Annotated in this window: 23 protein-coding genes and 1 pseudogene; 13 read left to right on the forward strand and 11 right to left on the reverse strand. The window is 71.2% G+C overall.

The features are described 5' to 3' along the window. Positions 1 to 167 precede the first annotated feature (167 nt). Positions 168 to 1,130: an alpha/beta fold hydrolase gene (locus OG452_RS19535; RefSeq protein ID WP_327296860.1), complete on the forward strand. Its 963-nt coding sequence runs from the start codon at positions 168 to 170 to the stop codon at positions 1,128 to 1,130. 95 nt (positions 1,131 to 1,225) lie between these two features. Continuing rightward, the gene (locus tag OG452_RS19540) at positions 1,226 to 1,423 is read left to right on the forward strand and encodes a DUF1918 domain-containing protein (RefSeq protein WP_327296861.1); all 198 of its coding nucleotides are present in this window, start codon (positions 1,226 to 1,228) and stop codon (positions 1,421 to 1,423) included. Positions 1,424 to 1,520: 97 nt separating this feature from the next. Here the strand turns inward: OG452_RS19540 and OG452_RS19545 are convergent, their stop codons facing one another. Together OG452_RS19545 and OG452_RS19550 are read right to left on the reverse strand one after the other, a co-directional pair. Then, positions 1,521 to 1,733, reverse strand: coding sequence for a DUF397 domain-containing protein (locus OG452_RS19545; RefSeq protein WP_327296862.1), 213 nt, complete (start codon positions 1,731 to 1,733; stop codon positions 1,521 to 1,523). Further along, complete coding sequence (locus tag OG452_RS19550) at positions 1,730 to 2,557, reverse strand: helix-turn-helix domain-containing protein (protein ID WP_327296863.1); 828 nt, start codon at positions 2,555 to 2,557, stop codon at positions 1,730 to 1,732. The genes OG452_RS19545 and OG452_RS19550 overlap by 4 nt, the downstream gene beginning before the upstream one ends. A 372-nt stretch (positions 2,558 to 2,929) precedes the next feature. Here OG452_RS19550 and OG452_RS19560 point away from each other — a divergent pair, with 372 nt between their 5' ends. The 3 genes from OG452_RS19560 to OG452_RS19570 all read left to right on the forward strand — a co-directional run bounded on the left by OG452_RS19560 (position 2,930) and on the right by OG452_RS19570 (position 3,778). Next, positions 2,930 to 3,094, forward strand: coding sequence for a hypothetical protein (locus OG452_RS19560; protein ID WP_327296865.1), 165 nt, complete (start codon positions 2,930 to 2,932; stop codon positions 3,092 to 3,094). Continuing rightward, positions 3,091 to 3,390 (forward strand): hypothetical protein, encoded by a 300-nt coding sequence (locus OG452_RS19565; RefSeq protein ID WP_327296866.1) that lies wholly within the window; start codon positions 3,091 to 3,093, stop codon positions 3,388 to 3,390. The genes OG452_RS19560 and OG452_RS19565 overlap by 4 nt, the downstream gene beginning before the upstream one ends. Before the next feature lie 241 nt (positions 3,391 to 3,631). Next, complete coding sequence (locus OG452_RS19570; RefSeq protein ID WP_327296867.1) at positions 3,632 to 3,778, forward strand: hypothetical protein; 147 nt, start codon at positions 3,632 to 3,634, stop codon at positions 3,776 to 3,778. 49 nt (positions 3,779 to 3,827) lie between these two features. Here the strand turns inward: OG452_RS19570 and OG452_RS19575 are convergent, their stop codons facing one another. Continuing rightward, positions 3,828 to 5,513, reverse strand: coding sequence for a DNA repair helicase XPB (locus tag OG452_RS19575; RefSeq protein ID WP_327296868.1), 1,686 nt, complete (start codon positions 5,511 to 5,513; stop codon positions 3,828 to 3,830). Between the two features lie 85 nt (positions 5,514 to 5,598). Between OG452_RS19575 and OG452_RS19580 the strand changes: the two are divergent. Further along, positions 5,599 to 6,093, forward strand: a pseudogene (locus OG452_RS19580) (VanZ family protein); the annotation flags it as partial. A gap of 199 nt (positions 6,094 to 6,292) precedes the next feature. Here the strand turns inward: OG452_RS19580 and OG452_RS19585 are convergent. After that, positions 6,293 to 8,830, reverse strand: coding sequence for a helicase C-terminal domain-containing protein (locus tag OG452_RS19585; RefSeq protein ID WP_327296869.1), 2,538 nt, complete (start codon positions 8,828 to 8,830; stop codon positions 6,293 to 6,295). A 287-nt stretch (positions 8,831 to 9,117) separates the two neighbouring features. Between OG452_RS19585 and OG452_RS19590 the strand changes: the two genes are divergently transcribed. Further along, positions 9,118 to 10,239 (forward strand): hypothetical protein, encoded by a 1,122-nt coding sequence (locus OG452_RS19590; RefSeq protein ID WP_327296870.1) that lies wholly within the window; start codon positions 9,118 to 9,120, stop codon positions 10,237 to 10,239. Positions 10,240 to 10,491: 252 nt separating this feature from the next. Next, a complete protein-coding gene (locus tag OG452_RS19595; RefSeq protein WP_327296871.1) occupies positions 10,492 to 11,013 on the forward strand; it encodes a DUF4232 domain-containing protein in 522 nt (173 codons plus the stop codon). 76 nt (positions 11,014 to 11,089) lie between these two features. Here OG452_RS19595 and OG452_RS19600 read toward each other — a convergent pair whose 3' ends face one another. Continuing rightward, positions 11,090 to 11,212 carry a hypothetical protein gene (locus OG452_RS19600; protein ID WP_327296872.1) on the reverse strand — a complete coding sequence of 41 codons (123 nt, stop codon included), beginning with the start codon at positions 11,210 to 11,212 and terminating at the stop codon, positions 11,090 to 11,092. On the opposite strand from OG452_RS19600, the gene OG452_RS19605 reads away from it, so the two are divergent. After that, entirely contained in the window at positions 11,211 to 11,843 is a 633-nt protein-coding gene (locus OG452_RS19605) for an HAD family hydrolase (protein WP_327296873.1), read from the forward strand. The two genes, OG452_RS19600 and OG452_RS19605, sit on opposite strands and share 2 nt — an antisense overlap. On the opposite strand, the gene OG452_RS19610 is transcribed toward OG452_RS19605, so the two are convergent. Further along, complete coding sequence (locus OG452_RS19610) at positions 11,813 to 12,094, reverse strand: hypothetical protein (RefSeq protein ID WP_327296874.1); 282 nt, start codon at positions 12,092 to 12,094, stop codon at positions 11,813 to 11,815. The genes OG452_RS19605 and OG452_RS19610 overlap by 31 nt on opposite strands. A 150-nt stretch (positions 12,095 to 12,244) precedes the next feature. Between OG452_RS19610 and OG452_RS19615 the strand changes: the two genes are divergently transcribed. Continuing rightward, positions 12,245 to 12,628 carry a cold-shock protein gene (locus OG452_RS19615; RefSeq protein WP_323183791.1) on the forward strand — a complete coding sequence of 128 codons (384 nt, stop codon included), beginning with the start codon at positions 12,245 to 12,247 and terminating at the stop codon, positions 12,626 to 12,628. A gap of 87 nt (positions 12,629 to 12,715) precedes the next feature. On the opposite strand, the gene OG452_RS19620 is transcribed toward OG452_RS19615, so the two are convergent. From OG452_RS19620 to OG452_RS19635, 4 genes are read right to left on the reverse strand one after another with little or no spacing between them, the layout of a single operon-like run. Continuing rightward, a complete protein-coding gene (locus OG452_RS19620) occupies positions 12,716 to 13,600 on the reverse strand; it encodes a 1,4-dihydroxy-6-naphthoate synthase (RefSeq protein WP_327296875.1) in 885 nt (294 codons plus the stop codon). Continuing rightward, positions 13,597 to 14,250 (reverse strand): futalosine hydrolase, encoded by a 654-nt coding sequence (locus OG452_RS19625; RefSeq protein WP_327296876.1) that lies wholly within the window; start codon positions 14,248 to 14,250, stop codon positions 13,597 to 13,599. The genes OG452_RS19620 and OG452_RS19625 overlap by 4 nt, the downstream gene beginning before the upstream one ends. Before the next feature lie 4 nt (positions 14,251 to 14,254). After that, the gene (locus tag OG452_RS19630) at positions 14,255 to 14,737 is read right to left on the reverse strand and encodes a DUF2771 domain-containing protein (protein ID WP_327296877.1); all 483 of its coding nucleotides are present in this window, start codon (positions 14,735 to 14,737) and stop codon (positions 14,255 to 14,257) included. A gap of 27 nt (positions 14,738 to 14,764) precedes the next feature. Then, positions 14,765 to 16,114, reverse strand: coding sequence for an MFS transporter (locus OG452_RS19635; RefSeq protein ID WP_327296878.1), 1,350 nt, complete (start codon positions 16,112 to 16,114; stop codon positions 14,765 to 14,767). A 440-nt stretch (positions 16,115 to 16,554) separates the two neighbouring features. Here OG452_RS19635 and OG452_RS19640 point away from each other — a divergent pair, with 440 nt between their 5' ends. After that, positions 16,555 to 17,466 carry a DUF3027 domain-containing protein gene (locus OG452_RS19640; RefSeq protein WP_327296879.1) on the forward strand — a complete coding sequence of 304 codons (912 nt, stop codon included), beginning with the start codon at positions 16,555 to 16,557 and terminating at the stop codon, positions 17,464 to 17,466. A 267-nt stretch (positions 17,467 to 17,733) separates the two neighbouring features. Here the strand turns inward: OG452_RS19640 and OG452_RS19645 are convergent, their stop codons facing one another. After that, positions 17,734 to 18,192, reverse strand: a complete 459-nt coding sequence (locus tag OG452_RS19645; RefSeq protein ID WP_327296880.1) for an Lrp/AsnC family transcriptional regulator — start codon at positions 18,190 to 18,192, stop codon at positions 17,734 to 17,736. Between the two features lie 62 nt (positions 18,193 to 18,254). Between OG452_RS19645 and OG452_RS19650 the strand changes: the two genes are divergently transcribed. Continuing rightward, positions 18,255 to 18,989 (forward strand): AzlC family ABC transporter permease, encoded by a 735-nt coding sequence (locus OG452_RS19650; RefSeq protein WP_327296881.1) that lies wholly within the window; start codon positions 18,255 to 18,257, stop codon positions 18,987 to 18,989. Further along, positions 18,982 to 19,311: a branched-chain amino acid transporter permease gene (locus OG452_RS19655; RefSeq protein ID WP_327296882.1), complete on the forward strand. Its 330-nt coding sequence runs from the start codon at positions 18,982 to 18,984 to the stop codon at positions 19,309 to 19,311. The genes OG452_RS19650 and OG452_RS19655 overlap by 8 nt, the downstream gene beginning before the upstream one ends. Positions 19,312 to 19,569 lie beyond the last annotated feature (258 nt).

The raw sequence follows: 19,569 nt of genomic DNA on the forward strand, positions 1-19,569 counted from the left end.
ACCTCCCGTTTTCGTGCCCTCTGTTGTGATCCTACGCGCATCTTGGATCGATCGGTCACATTATCTTTGACTGAACGATCCAAGATGGTTAGCGTGACGCCACGACGTGGTTCCCGCACCGGAAAGGCCCGGTGCTCGGGCGAACCGAACCAGCACACCTGACACCGATGGAGGAACCCGTGACCGACTTTGCGACCAGCGGTGGCGATGCTTCGGAACGTAACCCTGTCCGCGACCTGCCCGTGCACGATCTGGCCGGGTTCACTCACCGCTGGGTCGACGCGGACGGCGTCCGGCTTCATGCCGTCGAAGGCGGCCGGCCGACCGGCCCAGCTGTTGTCCTGCTCGCCGGATTCCCGCAAACCTGGTGGGCCTGGCGAAATGTGATGCCCAGCCTCGCCGACCGGTTCCACGTCATCGCCATCGACCTGCCGGGGCAGGGCCACTCCGAGCGTCCGGAGGGCAGCTACGACACACACACAGTCGCCGCGCACGTCCACGCCGCCGTGCAGGCTCTCGGAGTGTCGACGTACTGGCTGGTCGCCCACGACATCGGCGCCTGGGTCGCGTTCTCCCTCGCCCTCAACTTCGAGGGCCGGCTGCGCGGGGTCGCTCTGCTCGACGCCGGGATCCCCGGCATCACTCTCCCGGAGGCGATTCCCACCGACCCGGACCGGGCGTGGAAGACCTGGCATTTCGCGTTCCACACCGTGCCCGACCTGCCCGAGCTGCTGCTCGCCGGCCGTGAACGGGAGTACGTCGGCTGGTTCCTGAAGGTGAAGGCCCACTCTCCCGACACGTTCGACCAGGCCGAGCTCGACCACTACGCGGCGTCCGTCGCCGCCGATGGTGGCCTCCGTGCCTCGCTCGCCTACTACCGGGCCGCCGCCGAGTCGGCGCGCAAGAACCAGGAGGCGGCCGAGCGGCAGCACCTGACCGTCCCCATCCTCGGAATCTCCAGCAGCCACGGCTCCATTCCGGACATGGCGGCCTCCATCAGCCCGTGGGCCGACAATGTCACCGGAGTCGTCGTGCCCGACGCCGGCCACTTCATCCCCGATGAGCAGCCCGAAGCCGTTGCTGCCGTCATAGCCGATTTCATCGCCGACGGCGACTGGCGACCGGCCTGACGGATGCGATAACGCACAGTGGCCGAACGGTCACCCATGGATATTATTGGTCTGCGCGGGGGCTGAGGCCCCTACCTCGTCACAAAGGAGCCGATATGCACGCCAGCAAGGGTGACCGACTTGTCGTCCACGGTCGGGTCGTGGGCAAGGAGGACCACGTCGTAGAGATTGTGGAGGTGCTCGGCCCGGACGGGACGCCGCCGTACCGTGTGCGCGCCGAGAACGGTCACGAGACGCTTATGTCGCCGGGTCCTGATTCGGTCGTCGCCCACCACAAGGCATCCGACCGCTGAGCTCGGGAGTGGTCGGCGCCGACCACGCTCGCTCGCGCCCTGACACGTGAACGGGAGGTGCGCCCCCCCGCTCACGCGTCAGTCGGGCTGGGGGCGGTCAGACGGTGCCGAACTTTCCGGCTTTGACGCCTGCCACGAAGGAGGCGAACGAGCTGGTGCGGAAGTCCAGGACCGGGCCGTTCGGGTTCTTGGAGTCGCGGACGGGGACCAGGCCGCGCGGGGTGATGAGGTTGGTGGCGACCTCGATGCACTGACCGCCGTTCTCGCTGTACGAGGACTTGAACCAGCGGGGGGAAGGATCGGTCGTCACGGGGTGCCCTTTCGTAACTGGTTGATCATGGCCACGGATGCTGCTTGGGAGGCAGCTTCGGCCTGTAGCTGATGGTAGGCGGTCAGCATCGGTAGCACGAACGTGCTTTCCCTTTCGAGGTGGCCTCGTTGGGCGGATTCGGCGTACGACATGAGCGACCGATCCGGCATCGTGAGCACGGTTACCGGCAGGCTGAGAGGGCGACGGACTCCCATGTCAAACGGAGCGATCTGGAGCACGGTGTTCGGCAACTCGGCGAACTCGACCAGCCGCGCCAACTGGCCATCCATGACGGAGCTACCCCCGATGGGTCTTCTGAGGCAACTCTCGTCAAGTACCACGAAGACCAGTGGGGGCGGTGTCCGGATCAGCGAGGCTTGGCGCTCTGCAACGAGCAGGATCCGCTCGTTCGCCTGGTCGGGCGAGGTGACGCCGCGTTTCACGGTGCTGTCCCCGAGCGTTGATGCGTACTCCGGCGTCTGGAGCAAGCCCGGTATCACGCCGACTTCGTAGAGCCGAATCTCCGCCGCGCGTGCCTCTTGGGCGACGTACTCCGGGAATCCCTCCAGCAGCGCCGTGTTCCGCGCTGCACGCCCCTGACGCTCGAACCTGTCTCCGGTGCCGAACACTCTGTCAGCGCTCGCCGAAAAGCGATTAGTTGGTGGGCGGCGACCAGTTTCGACTGCAGAAATGTGGGCTCCAGTGCACCCCATCCGCTCGCCCAGTTCGTCCTGCGTCCAGCCGCGCTCATCCCGTAACGTGCGCAAACGCTGTCCGAATGCCGCCCCCGGCGATTCTTTGGGGTCCAACTCTTTCCTGTTCAACGGCTCCCACCCAACTCATCTAACAAGCCACATAAGTTGAAGACAGCCCGACTGTAGGTCACGCTGAGCCCGCTTGGTAGTGGAATGACTACGGAGAGGAGCGGTGGTGGCTGCACAGAACAGCACCCCGGACGAGCAGGAACCTTCATACGTCCCGGATCCCGGCACGGTCGTGGTCGATACGGGGCACGGCAATAGAACCGGGGAGTTTCGGGGGCTGGCCGGCCCGTACTGGTCGCTTCGGCCGGTGAGCGGCGGAGCCGAATGGGAGGCCGTCCCCGAGGAGGTTCGGACACCGACTCGCATAGAGCTTCTTGCCGTTGAGATCGCACGGGTCAATGCCCGGAGCCGGAGCCGCAGGAGGCTGGGATCGTGACACTCACACCCACACCTGATGACGAACCATGCACGCGGTGCGAGGAGTTCGACCTCGCCGAAGCCGTCGCCAAGGCCGAGGGCGACGCGAGCAGGGAAACCGACTGCCGGGTTCTGCGCAGGCGGCACCGGCAGGCGGCCCACGGAGGGCAGTCATCGTGACGTACTCACTGATCCGGCTCGTCCTCGCCGCAGGAGTCGTGCAGATCCGCCTGCGACGGCACCTGCCCCGCATCATGCGCGTACTCGCCCCCCAACGGCCCGGCCTGCCAGCCCTGTTCGCGGAACTGCAACGCATCGAGTCCGACCTGGCCTACCGCACGCGGTTCTTCGCCGGACTCAACGCCGCTGTCGCCGAGCGGAACGCGGAACGCGTCGCCGAGCTGGAAGCACTCCGAACCGCCGTCGACCAGCTCCGGAACCTGGTCCATCCGGGCAGCGGGGAGCGGACCGCTTGACCGGCAGTTCCTTGGCCGTGGCCGACACTCTGCTTGGGGCGGTCCCGTTCGGGTGGGACAGGTAGGCGCCGTCGTTCCACTCGTCCGCGGGGACCGTCCCGAGTCTCCGTACGTCCGAGTCTCCGTACGTCGCGAGTCCGTCCCGTAGGGGATCGGATGGGCCCTGAGTCGTAGACGTCCCCCCTGCGCGTTCCGACCACAGCCTGACGCCTCAGGACCGCCGGAAAACCATCATGGATACATGACCACAGCAACCGCCACCGCGCCCCGTACCCCCGCGTCCCGTGCCCCCGCGGCCCACCCCGTCCGCAGCGCAGTCCGCGCGGTCGGGGCCTTCGCGTCCGCCGCCTTCAGCGTCATGATCCTCGGCGAACACGGCCGCCGCTGAGTGGGCTGCTGAGCCGGCCCGCTGAGCAGGCCGGCTGAAACCAGCCCGCTCAGGAAGCCGTCCCGTCGTCGGCGTCCGAATCCTTCTCCGTGTCCTTCTCCGCCAGCAGTTCGTCCGCGTCCACGATCCGGTACGCGTACCCCTGCTCGGCCAGGAACCGCTGCCGGTGCGCGGCGAAGTCCTGGTCGATCGTGTCCCGCGCGACCACCGAGTAGAACCGTGCCTCGTGCCCGTCCGCCTTCGGGCGCAGCACCCGGCCCAGCCGCTGCGCCTCCTCCTGACGTGAGCCGAACGTCCCCGAGACCTGGATCGCGACCGTCGCCTCGGGAAGGTCGATCGAGAAGTTCGCGACCTTCGAGACGACCAGCACACTGATCTCGCCCTCACGGAACGCCCCGAAGAGCTTCTCGCGCTGCGCGTTCGTCGTCTCGCCCTTGATGACCGGCGCGTCCAGATGCTCGCCCAGCTCGTCGAGCTGGTCGATGTACTGGCCGATGACCAGGGTCTGCTCGCCCCGGTGCTTGCGGACCAGAGCCTCCGTGACCTTCCGCTTGGTCGCCGTCGTCGCGCAGTAGCGGTACTTCTCCTCCGCCTCCGCCGTGGCGTACGCGAGCCGCTCGGTCTCCGTCAGATTGACCCGGACCTCCACGCAGTCGGCGGGCGCGATGTAACCCTGCGCCTCGATCTCCTTCCACGGGGCGTCGAACCGCTTGGGCCCGATCAGCGAGAAGACGTCCGACTCGCGGCCGTCCTCCCGTACGAGCGTCGCGGTGAGGCCGAGCCGCCGCCGCGCCTGCAGGTCGGCGGTGAACTTGAAGACGGGCGCGGGCAGCAGATGCACCTCGTCGTAGATGACCAGGCCCCAGTCGCGCGAGTCGAAGAGCTCCAGGTGCGGGTAGATGCCCTTCCTGCGGGTCGTCAGCACCTGGTACGTGGCGATGGTGACCGGGCGGATCTCCTTCCGCGTACCGCTGTACTCGCCGATCTCCTCCTCCGTGAGGGAAGTGCGTTTCATCAGCTCGTGCTTCCACTGCCTGGCCGAGACGGTATTGGTGACCAGGATCAGCGTCGTCGCCTTGGCCTCGGCCATCGCACCGGCCCCGACCAGAGTCTTTCCGGCGCCGCAGGGCAGCACGACCACGCCGGAGCCGCCGTGCCAGAAGTTCTCCACGGCCTGCTGCTGGTACGGCCGGAGCGCCCATCCGTCCTGGTCCAGATCGATCTGGTGCGCCTCGCCGTCGACGTACCCGGCGAGGTCCTCGGCGGGCCAGCCCAGCTTCAGCAGCGTCTGCTTGATCTGCCCCCGCTCGGAGGGGTGCACGGCGACCGTGTCGGGGTCGAGACGGGCGCCGACCAGCGGGGCGACCTTCTTCGACCGGAGGATCTCCTCCAGCACGGGCCGGTCGGTCGAGGTGAGCACCAGGCCGTGCACGGGGTGCTTGGAGAGCGTGAGCCGGCCGTACCTGGCCATGGTCTCGGCGACGTCCACCAGGAGCGCGTGCGGCACCGGGTACCGGGAGAACTCGACCAGCGCGTCGACGACCTGCTCTGCGTCGTGCCCGGCGGCACGAGCGTTCCACAGGCCGAGCGGGGTCAGCCGGTAGGTATGGATGTGCTCGGGCGCGCGCTCCAGCTCCGCGAACGGTGCGATGGCGCGACGGCAGGCGTCCGCCTGCTCGTGGTCCACCTCCAGGAGCAGCGTCTTATCGCTCTGGACGATGAGAGGTCCATTCACGCCATGAGTCCCTTCGCGCCGTGAGGCCTTTCGATACGGCCAAACCACCAGTGTCGCGCATTCCGTCCGGGGTACACGCTGCGTCATGGACCCCGAACCGCGGCTACAGCGTCGTACGTGGGCCTCGGCCGTCGCCCGCGCCCTTGTGTTATTGGTCGGTTTCGTCTGCATGGTCGGCTTCGCCGTCGCCCTGGCCAGGGTGACGCTTGTGCCTTCCGTGGCCTCCGTGGATCTCACGCACACCAACCTCACACCCGGTCATTCGATCCGGACGTACGTGGACCAGCCGGCCTTCCAGGACACGGTCAAACAGCTCGGCGGCAATGTGCTGCTCGGGATGCCGTTCGGGGTGCTGCTGCCCGTGCTCGTCCCCAAGGCGCGCGGGCTGCTGCGGGTCGTTCTGGTGACCGCTCTGGTGATGCTCCTCGTCGAGACCGCGCAGGGGCTGCTGATCACCGGACGCGCGTTCGACATCGATGATGTGATCCTCAACACGGCGGGCGCGCTGATCGGGTATCTGCTGATCGGGCGGCGGCTGGGACGGGCGCTGCATCCTCGGCGCAAGCACTGGTGGCAGCGGGCGGACCGGGCGCCGCGCCGGGACTCCGGGCGGGCTACGGGCCGCCCCTCGCGCAGGCCTGCGCTGCCGGGTGCGCTGCGGACGAGGATGGCGAAGAAGTCCTCCGCCAGGAAGTCCTCCGCCAAGAAGACCTCGGTGAAGAAGACCCCCGCCGAGAAGCCGCCGTCGGGCGCCCAGGGGCCCCGCTGGTGGGCCGCCGTCAGGATGATGGGTCGTCGGTCAGTTCCGCGACGCCCGTGATGCGGTGCAGCGGATACGTGCGGACGTCGTCCGCCGTGTGGTCGTACGCCGTGACGAAGCCGCCCTCGACCCGGACCGGCGCGATCACGCGCTTGCTGGCCGCGCCGTCCGCGTTGACGTAGCCGATCCAGAGCGCCGCGCCCGTCATCGCCGCCGCCTGGACCGTGGCCAGTGTCTCGGCGGACGGGGTGCGCGGCAGGTCGCCGTGTTCCGGCACCGGTGCGTGGACCACCGTGGCCGCCGTGTCGCCCGCCCTGATCGCCCGCAGTGCGGCGCCCAGCAGGACGTCGTCGGGGACCGGCGGGCCCTCCGGGACCGGGGCCGGCGCGGCGCGCGGCGGGGTGCGGTAGGCGTGGGCGCGGGTGATCAGGACGTCACCCTCGGCGGACTCGGCGGCCGGGGCGAAGCCCATCGAGCGCAGCCCTTCGAGCAGCCCGGCCGGGTCGGCCATGGAGGCCAGCACCGTGGGCGCGAGGCGGCGCAGCCGCAGTGACTGGGACCGGGTGTCGGCCAGGATCTCGCTGAGGACCGCGTCGTCGTCGCAGCGTACGTACGAGGAGGCCGCGCCGACCCGGAGGTGGCCGTGCTTCCGCGCGACGTCGTCGATCAGATACGTGAGCGGCTGCGGCACCGGCGTACGGCTGTGGGCCGCGAGGAAGGCGTGCAGGTCGGCCGCAGTCTGTCCGGCGTCGAGCGCCCGGCGCACCGAGCCCGCCGTGAAGCGGTAGACGGTGGCGCCGCCCTTGGACTCGACATCGGCGGCGACCCCGAGCAGCGCGGCGAGCGGGCGCTCCAGCGGGCCGGGGGCGACGGCCGTGAGGTCGGCCTGGAGCAGGACGTGGTCGAGCGGTTCCGGGATCAGCGGGGTGATCGCGTCGGCGGCGCGGGCGCGGGCGGCGGCCAGTTCGGCGGGGGTCGGTGCAGGGCGCGGGCCGGCGCCGGGCGTGGTGTCGCCGATGAGTGCCCTGCCGTGCGTCGAGAGGGCGCCGCGGCCGGTAATGCCGAGCAGTTCTGTCTCGCTCAGCGTCCACTGGGCGATACGCGAGCGCAGATCGCCGACCGCGCTCGCGCCGTGCGTGTGGCGGGCCGTCGGGATGTCCGCCGTGGTGGCCGGGCCCGTACTGCGGCCGGAGGCGGTGCCGCGCACCGGGCGTTCCCAGCGCAGCCGGGTCAGCAGCGAATCCGGGTCGGGCGCTGTGCCCTCCGGGAGGGTCGCCATCAGGCCCAGGATCCTGCGGCGCACCTCGGGGGCAGCGGCGCGGTCCAGGTCGGGGCCCAGGGTGGACAGGGCACGGCCCTTGGGGTCCAGGCCCCCGATGAGTCCCGGGGTACGGGTGGCGGTGAGCCAGGCCGTGACCAGGTCGGCCCAGCGCTCCTGGGCCGGCGAGTCGAGCCAGAGGTCGTACGCGGGGGTGGCGGCGAACCGTTCGTCTGCCTCGCCGTCGGCCGCCAGCAGCCCTGCCGCGTAAGCGAGTTCGACCCAGAACGCGGCCAGCTGCTCACTCATGTCCAGCGCGGCGGCGGTCCGCTTGAGGTCGCGGACGCTGAGGCCGCCGGAGCGCAGCACGGCGGGGCCGCCCTCGTCCCAGTCCTTGAACAGGTCCTCGATGGTGGAGAGCGCGGTGAACGCCTGGCTGGCCGCCGCCGCGTCCACAGCCTGTGGACTGTACTCGCGGGCGGGCACCACGGCGGGCGGCCGCGGCTCCGCGCTCTGGTGCGCGCGCCCGGCGCGCAGATGCAGCGCGGCCTCCCGGGGGAGTACCACCGTGCGCGCGCTGGCGGGCAGCAGCAACCCGTGGTCACGGAGCCACTGCACGGGCCGGGTCGGGGCGGCGGCCACTTCGCCGTACGGCGGGCCCCAGACGAGCCTGCTCAGCACGTTCAGCGACTCGGTGGGCGCCTCGTCGAGCAGCGCCGACATCCGGGTCCGGTCGGTGAACAGCGAGGTCAGCGCGGCGACCGCGGAGACCGAGTCATGCGTACCCGCGAGGCCGACCGCCGCGACGATCTCCTGGACGCGGCCCGGGGACATCCCGACCGTCGCCTCCGTCACGGTGGGCCCGAGGCCGGTCGGCGAAGGGTGCGTGGGGGAGGGGGCGAGGAGTTCGCGGGCGGTGCGGACGAGCCGGAGCCGGTCGTCCGTGCCCCAGAGCAGAGCCTGTTCGCGGAGCCGCTCGACCGCGCCGGGCAGCGCGTCCGCGACCTCCGGGTCGCACTCGTCACCGGCCATGAGGGCGAGGAGCGTCTCGTACGGGGCGGGGTCGGGCGCGACCGCGAGTGCCTCCGCGGTCTGGAGCGTGAACCGGTCGAGGTGTTCCAGCGCCCGTACGACCGAGGCGCGGGTGCCCGCCCGGGTCGCGAGCTGGCTGAGATCGCTGGGCACCGGCGTCAGCAGATCGGGCCGCGCCCGCAGCAGCCCGGTCAGAGATGCGTCGTCGCGGGTGCGCAGGGACTCTGCGAGGGTGCGCGGTGGCGTGCTGCGTGTTCGTTCCGGCACGTGCGCCTCCCATAGTGCGGACGGGTCCCCATCCGGCCCACGTTACTGAGATTTGCGGGCAGATGGCGCACCGCCCCACGTTGGACCCGATGACTTCGTCCCCGTACGGGCGGGAAATCGGCTGCGTAAGGGCTGAGGAGAGACCTTGCGAACGGTCGGGGCAGGGCGTGGGAGAGGGGCCTGGGGAAAGGCTGGGGAAAAGGCCGGCGAAGGGGGCCCGGGGGTACGGACGGTGCGCGGTGGGAGCGCTACGGTCGGTGCAGAGCGGCGTGAAGGGGTGCGAGTCCGTGGGGATCGAAAGCGATCAGCTCGTCTACGACTATCTGAGCCGGGTCGGTGACCTGGCCCAACGGCAACTGACCTCGGCCGACCGGATGCGGCTCGTCGCCTCCTTGCGCGGCGAGATCGACCGGCAGCGCGCCGGGGCCGACGCGGGCGGTGAGGCCGCCGTGCGCCGCATCCTCGGCCGGCTCGGCACACCGGCCGAGCAGGTGGCGGCGGCGACGGGCGGCGGCCCGCCGCCGGGCGCGGCGGAACCGGACCCCGACCCCGTACGGGACCGGGCGCGCCGGATGCCCCGTCCGCGGCGGAACGAGCCGGCCGGTACGGAGAAGGACGGCAGCGGCGGTTCCACGCCGGGGCGGACCGGGCTGGGCAAGGCGGGGCTCGGCAAGGCGGGCCCCGGGGGCGGCAGATGGGGGCTGGGCAAGGGCCGGAAGCCCGAGCCGCCGCCCCCGCGCTCGATGGCCGCCTCACCGCCGCATCTCGCGGGTGAGGACGAACTGGGCCCGTCCGGCGCCGGACCTGACTGGTGGCGCATCGAGGCGGGGCCCTTCGGGGCCGGTGACGGGGTGCCCGGCTTCACCGGCGGGGTGGAGATCCCCGAGATACTCAAACCGCCGCCGGGCGCGGACTCCGGGGACGGCGAGGACGGTCCGGACGCGGTCGACGACGCCGGGGAGGACGGCGCCGGCGGTGAGTTCGTGGAGGCGCAGCCGCGCCGTGGGCGGTCGCTGCTCGGCCGCAGGCCGGCCGGTGAGGGCGGCGGCCGGGTGGGGGCCGTGGCCGTGGGCTTCTCCAGCCCGTTCCTGCTGCTCGCTGCGGCGCTGCTGGTCGTCGGCGCCGTCCTCGGGTCGCTGATCCCGCTCGGTGCCGGCTGGCTCCTCGCGTACGTCTCGCGCAGACTCAGCCGGGCCGAGGCGAAGTGGGCGGTGCTCGGCCTGCCGGGGCTGGTCCTGACGGGCGGGATCGTCTGGCTGTGGGGGCGCTCCAGCGGGCGCTGGGGCACGCCGATCCCGGCGCACGGGATGGGCGACGCGATCTCCGGGGCGTGGCCGGTCGTCCTGCGGGCGGCGGCCGGTGCCTCGGCGCTGTACCTGGTGTGGCGGGCACGGAGGCGGCTGCCGTAACGCCTCTCGTACGGGCCTGACGAGCGGCCGGTCGTACGGGCCTGACGAGCGGGCCGGCCTCCGCCGTGTCGGCGGCCTCCGCCGTGCCGCACTGCCTCCACCTGTGTCCACTCTGTCTCAGTTCGCCTCTGTAGCAGGCGTGTTGCTTTCCCGTGACGATCTCAGGTCGGTGTATCGGGCAGGCTGTTCGCAGACAGGGGTTCGGCGGGTCTGACCAGCCGGACTGCGAGCAGATGCGAAGGAGAGCTGGCCATGGGTATGTCTCGTAGGTTCATCGTGACGGTCGCCGCCACCGCGCTGGCGGGAGCCGCCGGGGTCGGAGCCGCGCAGGCATCCACCACGTCGCACACGGCTGCCGCGACGGGTGCCACTGTCTCCGCCTGCCGCCCGGCGAACCACACTGCGAAGATCACCCCGGATGCCGCCAGCGCCGGGCACCGCCACTACCGGGTCACGCTGACCGCGGCGCCCAACACGCTGTCCTGCAAGCTGGCCGGTTCGCCCAGCGGGGTGCGGTTCCTCAACCACGGCTCCGTGGACGGGGTGACCGCGAAGGCGTACGGCAAGCAGAGCACCGCGGTGACCTTCGGTCCCGGTCACCCGGCCCACTTCGACATCCAGGTTCCCAGCGCCGGCGCGGGCGCGAAGGCCAACGAGGTCACGTTCACGCTCAAGACCCCCGGCGGGGGCACGATTCCCGGTGAGTCGTCCGCGGTCGGCTCGCTCTCCGTCGACGCCGGTACCCAGATCGGCGCCCTGCAGGCCGGGGCCTGAGGTACCCGCGAAACCCCGAGTGCCGCCGTTCCCCCGATGGGACGGCGGCACAGTGCTGGGTGGCGGGGGCGGCCGGTCACCGCTTGGTGAGATCCGTCCGCAGCTCATCGAGGATCTTGTCGGCGGCCGTGTAGCCGATGCCCTGGATCCCCTTCGCGCGAACCGGCCAGGTCCTGCGCGGGAGGAGGATGGAAGGCATGTCTTCACACCCCCTGACGGTCGGCTTCGACCTGGATATGACCCTGATCGACTCCCGGCGCGGGATCCACGCCGCCTACCAGGTACTTTCCGCCGAGACCGGGACGTACATCGACGCCGACCTCGTGGTCACCCGGCTCGGTCCGCCGCTGGAGACGGAGCTCGCCGAGTGGTTCCCGGAGGAGGAGATTCCGGCGATGCGCGACCGCTACCGTGAGATCTACCCCACATACGCGATCGAGCCGACCACGGCGATGGCGGGCGCAGCCGAAGCGGTGGCCGCGGTGCGGGGGCTCGGCGGCCGGGCGATCGTCGTCACCGCCAAGAACCAGCCGGACGCCGTGCGCCACCTGGAGCACCTCGGCATCGAGCCGGACGCCGTCATCGGCTGGCTGTGGGCGGAGGCCAAGGCGGAGGCGCTGCGCGAGCACGGGGCGTCGGTGTACGTCGGCGACCACATCGGCGACGTGCGCGGGGCGCTCACGGCGGGTGCGCTCTCCGTCGCCGTACCGACCGGTCCGATCAGCGCGGACGAACTGCGCGCGGCCGGAGCCGATGTGGTCCTGACGGACCTCACCGAATTCCCCGCGTGGCTGGAGGGCTATGCCGCCGGGGTCACGGCGGGCGCCTGACCCGCCATCGCGGCACGCGCCCGGCGGCGCTGGTCCGCGATGGAGCGCAGCAGGCCGGCCGCGGCGACGATGAAGCCGACGCCCATCAGCATGCACACGGCATACGCGATGGACGGGAACGGGTGCGTGCCGAGGAACAGCGGGGCCACCGTGACCAGTGTGGCCACGGCTCCGATGAAGAAGATGATCGCGCCGGCCTGGACCAGACGGTCACCGGCACGGGCGCCGGCCGATTGGGTTTCATTGCTCACCCGGCCAGGGTAGTTCCCTGCCCGGAGGAACTACGCCGTGACGTCTCATTAGTGGGTCCCGGACCACTAGCCTTGATCCCGGCGGGTCGAGCGACCCGCTGCAGTGCTATCCAGAGCCGTTTTCTACGACTACGAGGACGAGGACAGACGGTGCCCACCGGCAAGGTCAAATGGTTCAATTCGGAAAAAGGCTTCGGCTTTCTTTCCCGCGACGACGGGGGCGATGTCTTCGTCCACTCGTCGGTGCTCCCGTCCGGAGTCGACGCCCTGAAGCCGGGGCAGCGCGTGGAGTTCGGCGTCGTCGCGGGCCAGCGCGGCGACCAGGCGCTGACCGTGACCATCATCGATCCGACGCCGTCGGTGGCAGCGGCCCAGCGCCGCAAGCCCGACGAACTGGCCTCCATCGTGCAGGACCTGACAACGCTCCTGGAGAACATCACGCCGAGCCTGGAACGCGGCCGCTACCCCGACAAGGCGGCCGGCGCGAAGATCGCCGGTCTGCTGCGGGCGGTCGCCGACCAGCTGGACGTCTGACCGTACGGACACGGTCGTCTCCCGGTGGACCGGGGCGGGCAGCTGCCCGCCCCGGTCCACCGGTGCGTGGGCGGCCGCCCCTCGGCGTCAGGTGAAGCTCAGCGCCTCGGGCGGCAGTGCCGGTACGAGACCTTCCGCCGCCGCCCGCGTGAGCAGCCCGCGGACCGCCGCGTAGCCGTCCTCACCGAGGTCGGCCGTGAACTCGTTCACGTACAGCCCGATGTGCTGGTCCGCGACCGCCGGGTCCATCTCCTGTGCGTGGCCCAGCACATAGGGCCTGGACACCTCGGGCTCGTCCCAGGCCTGCCGGACCGACGCGCGCACCGTACGGGCCAGCTCCCGCAGCCGCTCCTCGCCCAGCGAGCGCTTGGCGATGATCGCGCCCAGCGGGATCGGCAGGCCCGTCGTGGACTCCCAGTGCTGCCCCATGTCGGCCAGTGAGTGCAGCCCGTACTCCTGGTAGGTGAACCGCGCCTCGTGGATGACCAGACCAGCGTCGACCTTGCCGTCGCGCACGGCGGGCATGATCTCGTTGAACGGCATCACGACGATCTCGCCGACCCCGCCGGGCACCACCTCGGCCGCCCACAGGCGGAAGAGCAGATACGCCGTCGAGCGCTCGCTCGGCACCGCGACCGTCTTCCCGGTGAGGTCCACGCCTCCGCCCCGCGTCAGGACCAGCGGCCCGCAGCCCCGCCCGAGCGCCCCGCCGCACGGCAGCAGCGCGTACTCGCCGAGGACCCACGGCAGCACCGCGTACGACACCTTCAGGATGTCGAACTCGCCGCGCTCCGCCATCCCGTTGGTGATGTCGATGTCCGCGAACGTCACATCGATCCGGGGCGCTCCGGGCACCCGGCCGTGGGCCCAGGCGTCGAAGACGAACGTGTCGTTGGGGCAGGGCGAGAACGCGATCTTCAGCGCGTCGGCCTGCTGCGGAGCTCCGGCCGTCTGCGGGGCGTCGTCGGTCATATGCGGTTCCAACCTTCCAGTACGGGCGCGAGCTTCCCGAAAGCCGTGGTGAGCGCGGTCAGCGCGTCGCCGATGCGCCAGGCGTCGCGGTCGCGCGGGCCGACGGCGTTGGAGACCGCCCGGATCTCCAGCACCGGAAGGCCGGCCTGCGCAGCCGCCTCGGCCACACCGAAACCCTCCATCGCCTCGGCCACGGCCGCCGGGTGGGCGGCCAGCAGCCCGGCGGCCCGCTCGGCGGTGCCGGTGACGGTGGATGCGGTGAGTACGGTGCCGGTCGTCGCGCCGGTGGCGTCGGCCACGGCCCGTACGAGAGCGGCGGGTGGCCGGTGCTCCACCGTGCCGAAGCCGAGACCGGTGACGGGCACGAAACCGTCGGGTGTCTCGGCGCCCAGATCCGCCGCGACGATCGCGTCGGCCACAAGCAGCGAGCCCGGCGCGGCGTGGAACCCGCCGCCGATACCCGCCGAGACCACCAGGCCGTACGAGCCGAGCGCGAGCGCGGTCGCCGTCCCGGCGGCAGCGGCGGCAGGGCCGACCCCGGCCGCGATCACGTCGTAACAGCCGGTCCCCGCGCCCTCCGCGGTGGGCCCCAACGCGCGCGTGACCGCGTCCCGCTCAGCGGGGACCGCGGTCACGATGAGTACACGCAAGGCGTCAGGCGTCCTTCTTGAAGACGAACGACCAGAGCCCGAAGACCTTGGTGGTGCCGTCGCCCTCGGCGATGGCGATGGTCGAGGAGTTGCCCTTGGCGCCGTACTGGGAGTTGAAGAAGACGTTGCCCGGGACCGTCGTGTAGGTCTTCTTGCTGACGCCGGTCAGCTGCTGGCCGTTGAGTAGCAGCACCCAGCCCTTGTCGGCGATCTTCGGGTCCACGCCGATCCGCACGGTCTTGTCCGGGTCCACCTTGACGGACTTGGTGCCCTTCTTCTGCGCGGCGCAGGCCTTGGACGCGGCCATGTCCAGGCTCTTGCCGCCGTTGTAGCAGGCGGCCTCGGAGTTCACCGTGTTCGTGCCGACCGTCACGGTCGCCAGCGGCGTCGGCTTGTCGCAGGCGGACAGGACGAGGAGTCCGGCGGACACAGCACCGAGAGCGGCGGCGGTGCGGCGGCCCTTACCAGTAAGAAGCGCAACGGTCATGGGCCGAAGGCTATCGCCCGGCGCAGGTCACGCCACGCGGGGGTGCGGTGAGCCGCGCCGTGCGGCCGTCAGGAGCCCCCGTACGGTCGTGATCACACCCACCGCGACCAGCGCCGCGCCCACCGACGCACCCAGCGTGCCGTTCAGCGGAAGGGCCATCGCGATGGCGCCGCCCACCACCCAGGCCAGCTGGAGCACCGTCTCCGACCGTGCGAACGCCGAGGTCCGTACGGTCTCCGGCACATCCCGCTGGATCATCGCGTCCAGCGAGAGCTTGGCCAGCGCCTGCGAGAACCCGGCGACCGCGGCCAGCACCGTCACCAGGAAGGAGACGAAGAAGGCAGCCGTGAGAATCGCGGTGCCCAGCGCCACCCCGAGCAGGGTGGCGATCATGATCTCAGGGCCGCGCGAGCGCAGCAGCGCACCGACGGCCGTGCCCAGCGCATTGCCCCCGCCGGCCGCGACACCCACGATGGTCAGCGACACGGCGGCGTTCTGCCCGGCCATCGGGTGCTCGCGCAGCAGGAAGGCCAGGAAGAAGATCAGGAAGCCGGAGAGCGAGCGCAGCGCGGAGTTCGCCACCAGGCCGTTCAGCACGGAGGGGCCGACCGTGCGCAGCGACGGCTTGCGCTCGTCGGTCCGCTCCACCAGCCGGGCCTTGCCTTCGCCCTTCGCGGAGTCCACCTTGCGGGGCAGCGCGAACGCCAGGAACGCCCCGAACAGGAAGACGGCGGACGCCCCGTAGAGCGGCCAGGCGGAGCCGATCTTGTGCAGCCCGGCCCCGATGGGCGCCCCCACACCGGTGGCGAGCAGCCCCCCGAGCGTGACCCGGGAGTTGGCTTTGACCAGCGAGAACCGTGGTGGCAACAGCCGTGGGACCACCGCGCTGCGCACCACTCCGTACGCCTTCGACGCCACCAGTACGCCCAGCGCCGCCGGATACAGCTCAAGCCCGCCGGTCGCCACGGCCCCCGACATCACCAGCGCGAGGACCGCTCGGGCCAGCATCGCGCCGGCCATCGCGGCCCGGCGGCCGTGCGGCAGCCGGTCGAGCAGGGGGCCGATCACCGGGGCGAGCAGCGCGAACGGCGCCATGGTGACCAGGAGATAGAGCGCGACCCGGCCGCGGGCCTGATCGGTCGGTACGGAGAAGAAGACGGTCGAGGCCAGCGCAACCGTGATCATCACGTCACCGGCGCTGTTCACGGCGTGCAGCTCGATCAGTTTGCCGAGGCCCGACTCGCCCGCTCCATGGGCGTTCGTCGCCCGTCTGATCCCTTTTGCGGTACCAGTGAACGGCCGATGGAGGGCATGACCGACGGCCCGCCCCACCCTGCGCGCCGGGCTGAATCCGTCGGACGACCTTGCGGTGGTCACCCCGTCATAGTGCCCCAACCCCGTACGACCCGAACCGGGATTCGGACGCGCAGGTGGGACGAGGGCCGGAGAAGGGGTAGCGTGCACGGAGGCTGCCGACCACTCCCGGGCGGGCCCGCGACGCCTGTCACCGCGCCTCGCTGCGATGTCGGAACCGCCCAGTGACTTCGGTTACGGGGGCGTTCTCCGCCTTGCGATGCACGGCGCCAGACGCCGCGGGCTCCTCCGCCCGGGTGCGGCCGGCAGCCTCCAGCGCGCCACCGGCGGTTGCCCTTGGCTGTGCGCCTCTCCGTTATCCCGCAGAATGGGTGGGAGAAGGCGCGCCCCCGGGCATGTCGGGCGCGGACGTTGACGCGGTCCTCCGGTCCGCTCCGCCCGTTGCTCGTACGCGAAGTTCGTCCGGCGCACCCGTGAGACGGCGTAGGAGAGAAGCGAGACCTGTGAGTGCTGCGACGACGAGAAGCCGTACCCCTGACCGCCTGTGCGCCGAGGCGGTCGGCCTCGCCCGCGAGGCGGCGGAGGAAGCTGCCTTCCCCGGGGTGGTCGGCGAACACGTCTCTGTGGTGGCCGAGGGTGACCGGGTGGTCACCCACTACTTCGAGTGCAAGGAACCGGGTTACCGGGGCTGGCGCTGGGCGGTGACGGTCGCCCGGGCGTCCCGGGCGAAGCTCGTCACGCTTGACGAGACGGTTCTGCTGCCGGGCTCCGACTCGCTGCTGGCCCCCGAGTGGGTGCCGTGGAGCGAGCGGCTGCGCCCGGGCGACATGGGGCCCGGCGACCTGCTGCCCACCGAGGCGGAGGATCTGCGCCTGGAGCCCGGTTTCTCGGGTGAGGACGCGCCGCCGCCCAACTCCGTGCTCTCCGAAGAGCTGGCGGAGCGGGTCGAGGCGGAGGACGCCGAGGTCACCGACCGCACGGCGGTCCCGGCCCGCGGCACGGTCGCCGCGGTCGCCGACGAGCTGGGGATGCGGCGGGCGCGGGTGCTGTCCCGCTACGGGCTGCACCAGGCGGCGGACCGCTGGGACGAGGAGTACGGGGCGAAGACCCCGATGGCGCAGGCGGCCCCCGCGTCCTGTGTGACGTGTGCCTTCCTGATCCCGCTCTCCGGTTCGCTGCGGCAGGCCTTCGGGGTCTGCGGGAACGAGTTCGGCCCGGCGGACGGGCATGTGGTGTCGCTGTCGTACGGCTGCGGCGGGCACTCGGAGGCGGCGGTCATGCCGAAACCGCCGCGTCCCGCGCCGCTGGTGCTCGACTCGACGGGGGCGGACCCGTTCGCGCTGCGGCCGGACCCGGAGGGCGGTTCCGTCTCGGCGGAGGCGGCGTCCGGGGCGGACGATCTGGGGCATTCGTAGCGGCTGGTGCGGCCCCACGTACCTGCGGCCGCCGACCTGTCGGGCCGCGGACGCCACCCGCACCGGCCACCGGGCGCGGAACGGGCGGGGGGCGCTCCGGTCGCGCCGCCGGGACGGCGTGTGTGCGTCGGCGGGTGTGCGTCAGCGTGTCTTGGGGTGTGGTGTGGCGCCGGCCTGTGGTGTGCACTGCCGGCGGATTCGGCCTGAGAGCGCCGCCGGTGGATCGAGCGATCCCCGCACATTCCGTCTGTCGTCTGTGACGCGGGTTCAGCCCTCGGTTTTGATCTTCTTCATCGTGAGGTGGGAAGTGAGGCGCAGGACGGCGGGCAGGCCACTGAGCTTGTCCGTGAGGAAGGCTTCGTACGCGGCGTGGTCCGCCACGGCGACGCGAATGAAGTAGTCGGGGCGGCCGTACATGCGGCGGAACTCGATGACCTCCTCGTATGAGGAGACGGTCGTCTCGAACTCCTCGAAACTCTTGCGGTCCTGGGCGGCGATCTCGACGTCGATGAGGACCTCAAGCTCGCGCCCGGTCGCCGCGGGGTCGACGACGGCCCGATAGCCGGCGATGACACCCGCCTCCTCCAGGCGCTTGACCCGGCGCAGGCACGGGGGCGGCGTCAGGCCGACCCGCTTGGCGAGCTCGACGTTGGTGAGTCGTCCGTCCTGGCGCAGATGAAACAAGATTTCGCGATCGGTCGCATCAAGGCTCACTTCATTGCTCACACCTTGATCATAGAGCCACAATTCGCAACCAAATGAGGCGGTAATCCTTCTAAAATGTCCGTATGCGAATACGTACGGCCGCCGTCGCTGCGCCGCCTCCATCAGCCGGAGCGCTCTCCGATGTCCGTGGCGCGCTCCGGGACTCCGCCTCCGTCGGCCTGGGGTTCGTTCCGCTCGGCCTCGCCTTCGGGGCGCTCTGCGTTCAGTCCGGTCTGGACTGGTGGTGGGCGGGCCTGTCCGCCGCGCTGGCCTTTGGCGGCTCGTTCGAGTTCCTGCTGATCGGCCTGGTCGTCGCGGCGGCTCCGCTGGCGTCGATCGCCGTCGCGGCATTCATGGTGAACGTCCGGCACGTCTTCTACGCGCTGTCCTTCCCGCTGCACCGGGTGTCGGGCCGCCTCGGCAAGACGTACAGCACCTTCGCGCTCTGCGACGAGGCGTACGCACTGACCAGCGGCGAACAGAGCCGCTCCTGGTCGGGCCGGCGCATCCTGTCGCTCCAGCTCCTCCTGCACCTGTACTGGGCCGGGAGCGCGATCACCGGGGCTCTCCTCGGCTCCCTCATCCCGGCCGGCGTCACGGGCCTGGACTTCGCCCTGACCGCCCTGTTCACCGTCCTGGCGCTCGACGCCGTCCGCGATCTCCGCGGCGACCTGCCCACCCCCGTGCTCGCCGCACTGAGCGCCCTGGCCGCCCGTCTCCTCTGCCCCGGCCAGATGCTGCCGACCGCCTTCGCCCTGTTCATCGCGGGGCTCCTGGCCCGCCATCTCACCAACGGCAGGAAGCCGCGCCATGCCTGACACCGCCTACGCCGTCGCCGCGATCGTGGTCGCCGCCGCCGTCACCTGGGCACTGCGTGCCCTGCCGTTCGCCGTGCTTGCCCCGCTGCGCGCCAGTACCACCGTGCAGTACCTCAGCACCCGCATGCCGGCCGGAGTCATGATCATCCTGGTGGTGTACTGCCTGCGCGACCTCCCGGTGACCGACGCTCGCGCCCTGGCACCGCTCACCGCGCTCGCCACCACCATCGGCCTGCACCTGTGGCGTCGCAGCGCCCTGCTCAGCATCCTCGGCGGCACCACCGTCAGCGTCATCACGGCCAGCACGGTCTTCACCCACTAGGAGTCGCTGGGCAGCTCAACAGCCGTTGTCCGCCCAGCTGTTGCGGACCGCGGTCGTTCGGGCCCCGGCAAGTCCTTACCCGGCTCCCGACCCGAAACGCCGCCGGTACTCCACCGGGCTGAGTCCCGTCCCGCGGCGCGTCAGTGCGCACAAGGAGTGGGCGCAGGAAGTGGGCGAAGGGAGTGGGCGGAGGGGGCGGCGACCGGAACAAGCCAGTCGCAGGTGTTCCGCCTCACCCGCGCCCGTCCCCGCCCCCCG

This window comes from Streptomyces sp. NBC_01197 (assembly GCF_036010505.1).
GTDB lineage: Bacteria > Actinomycetota > Actinomycetes > Streptomycetales > Streptomycetaceae > Streptomyces.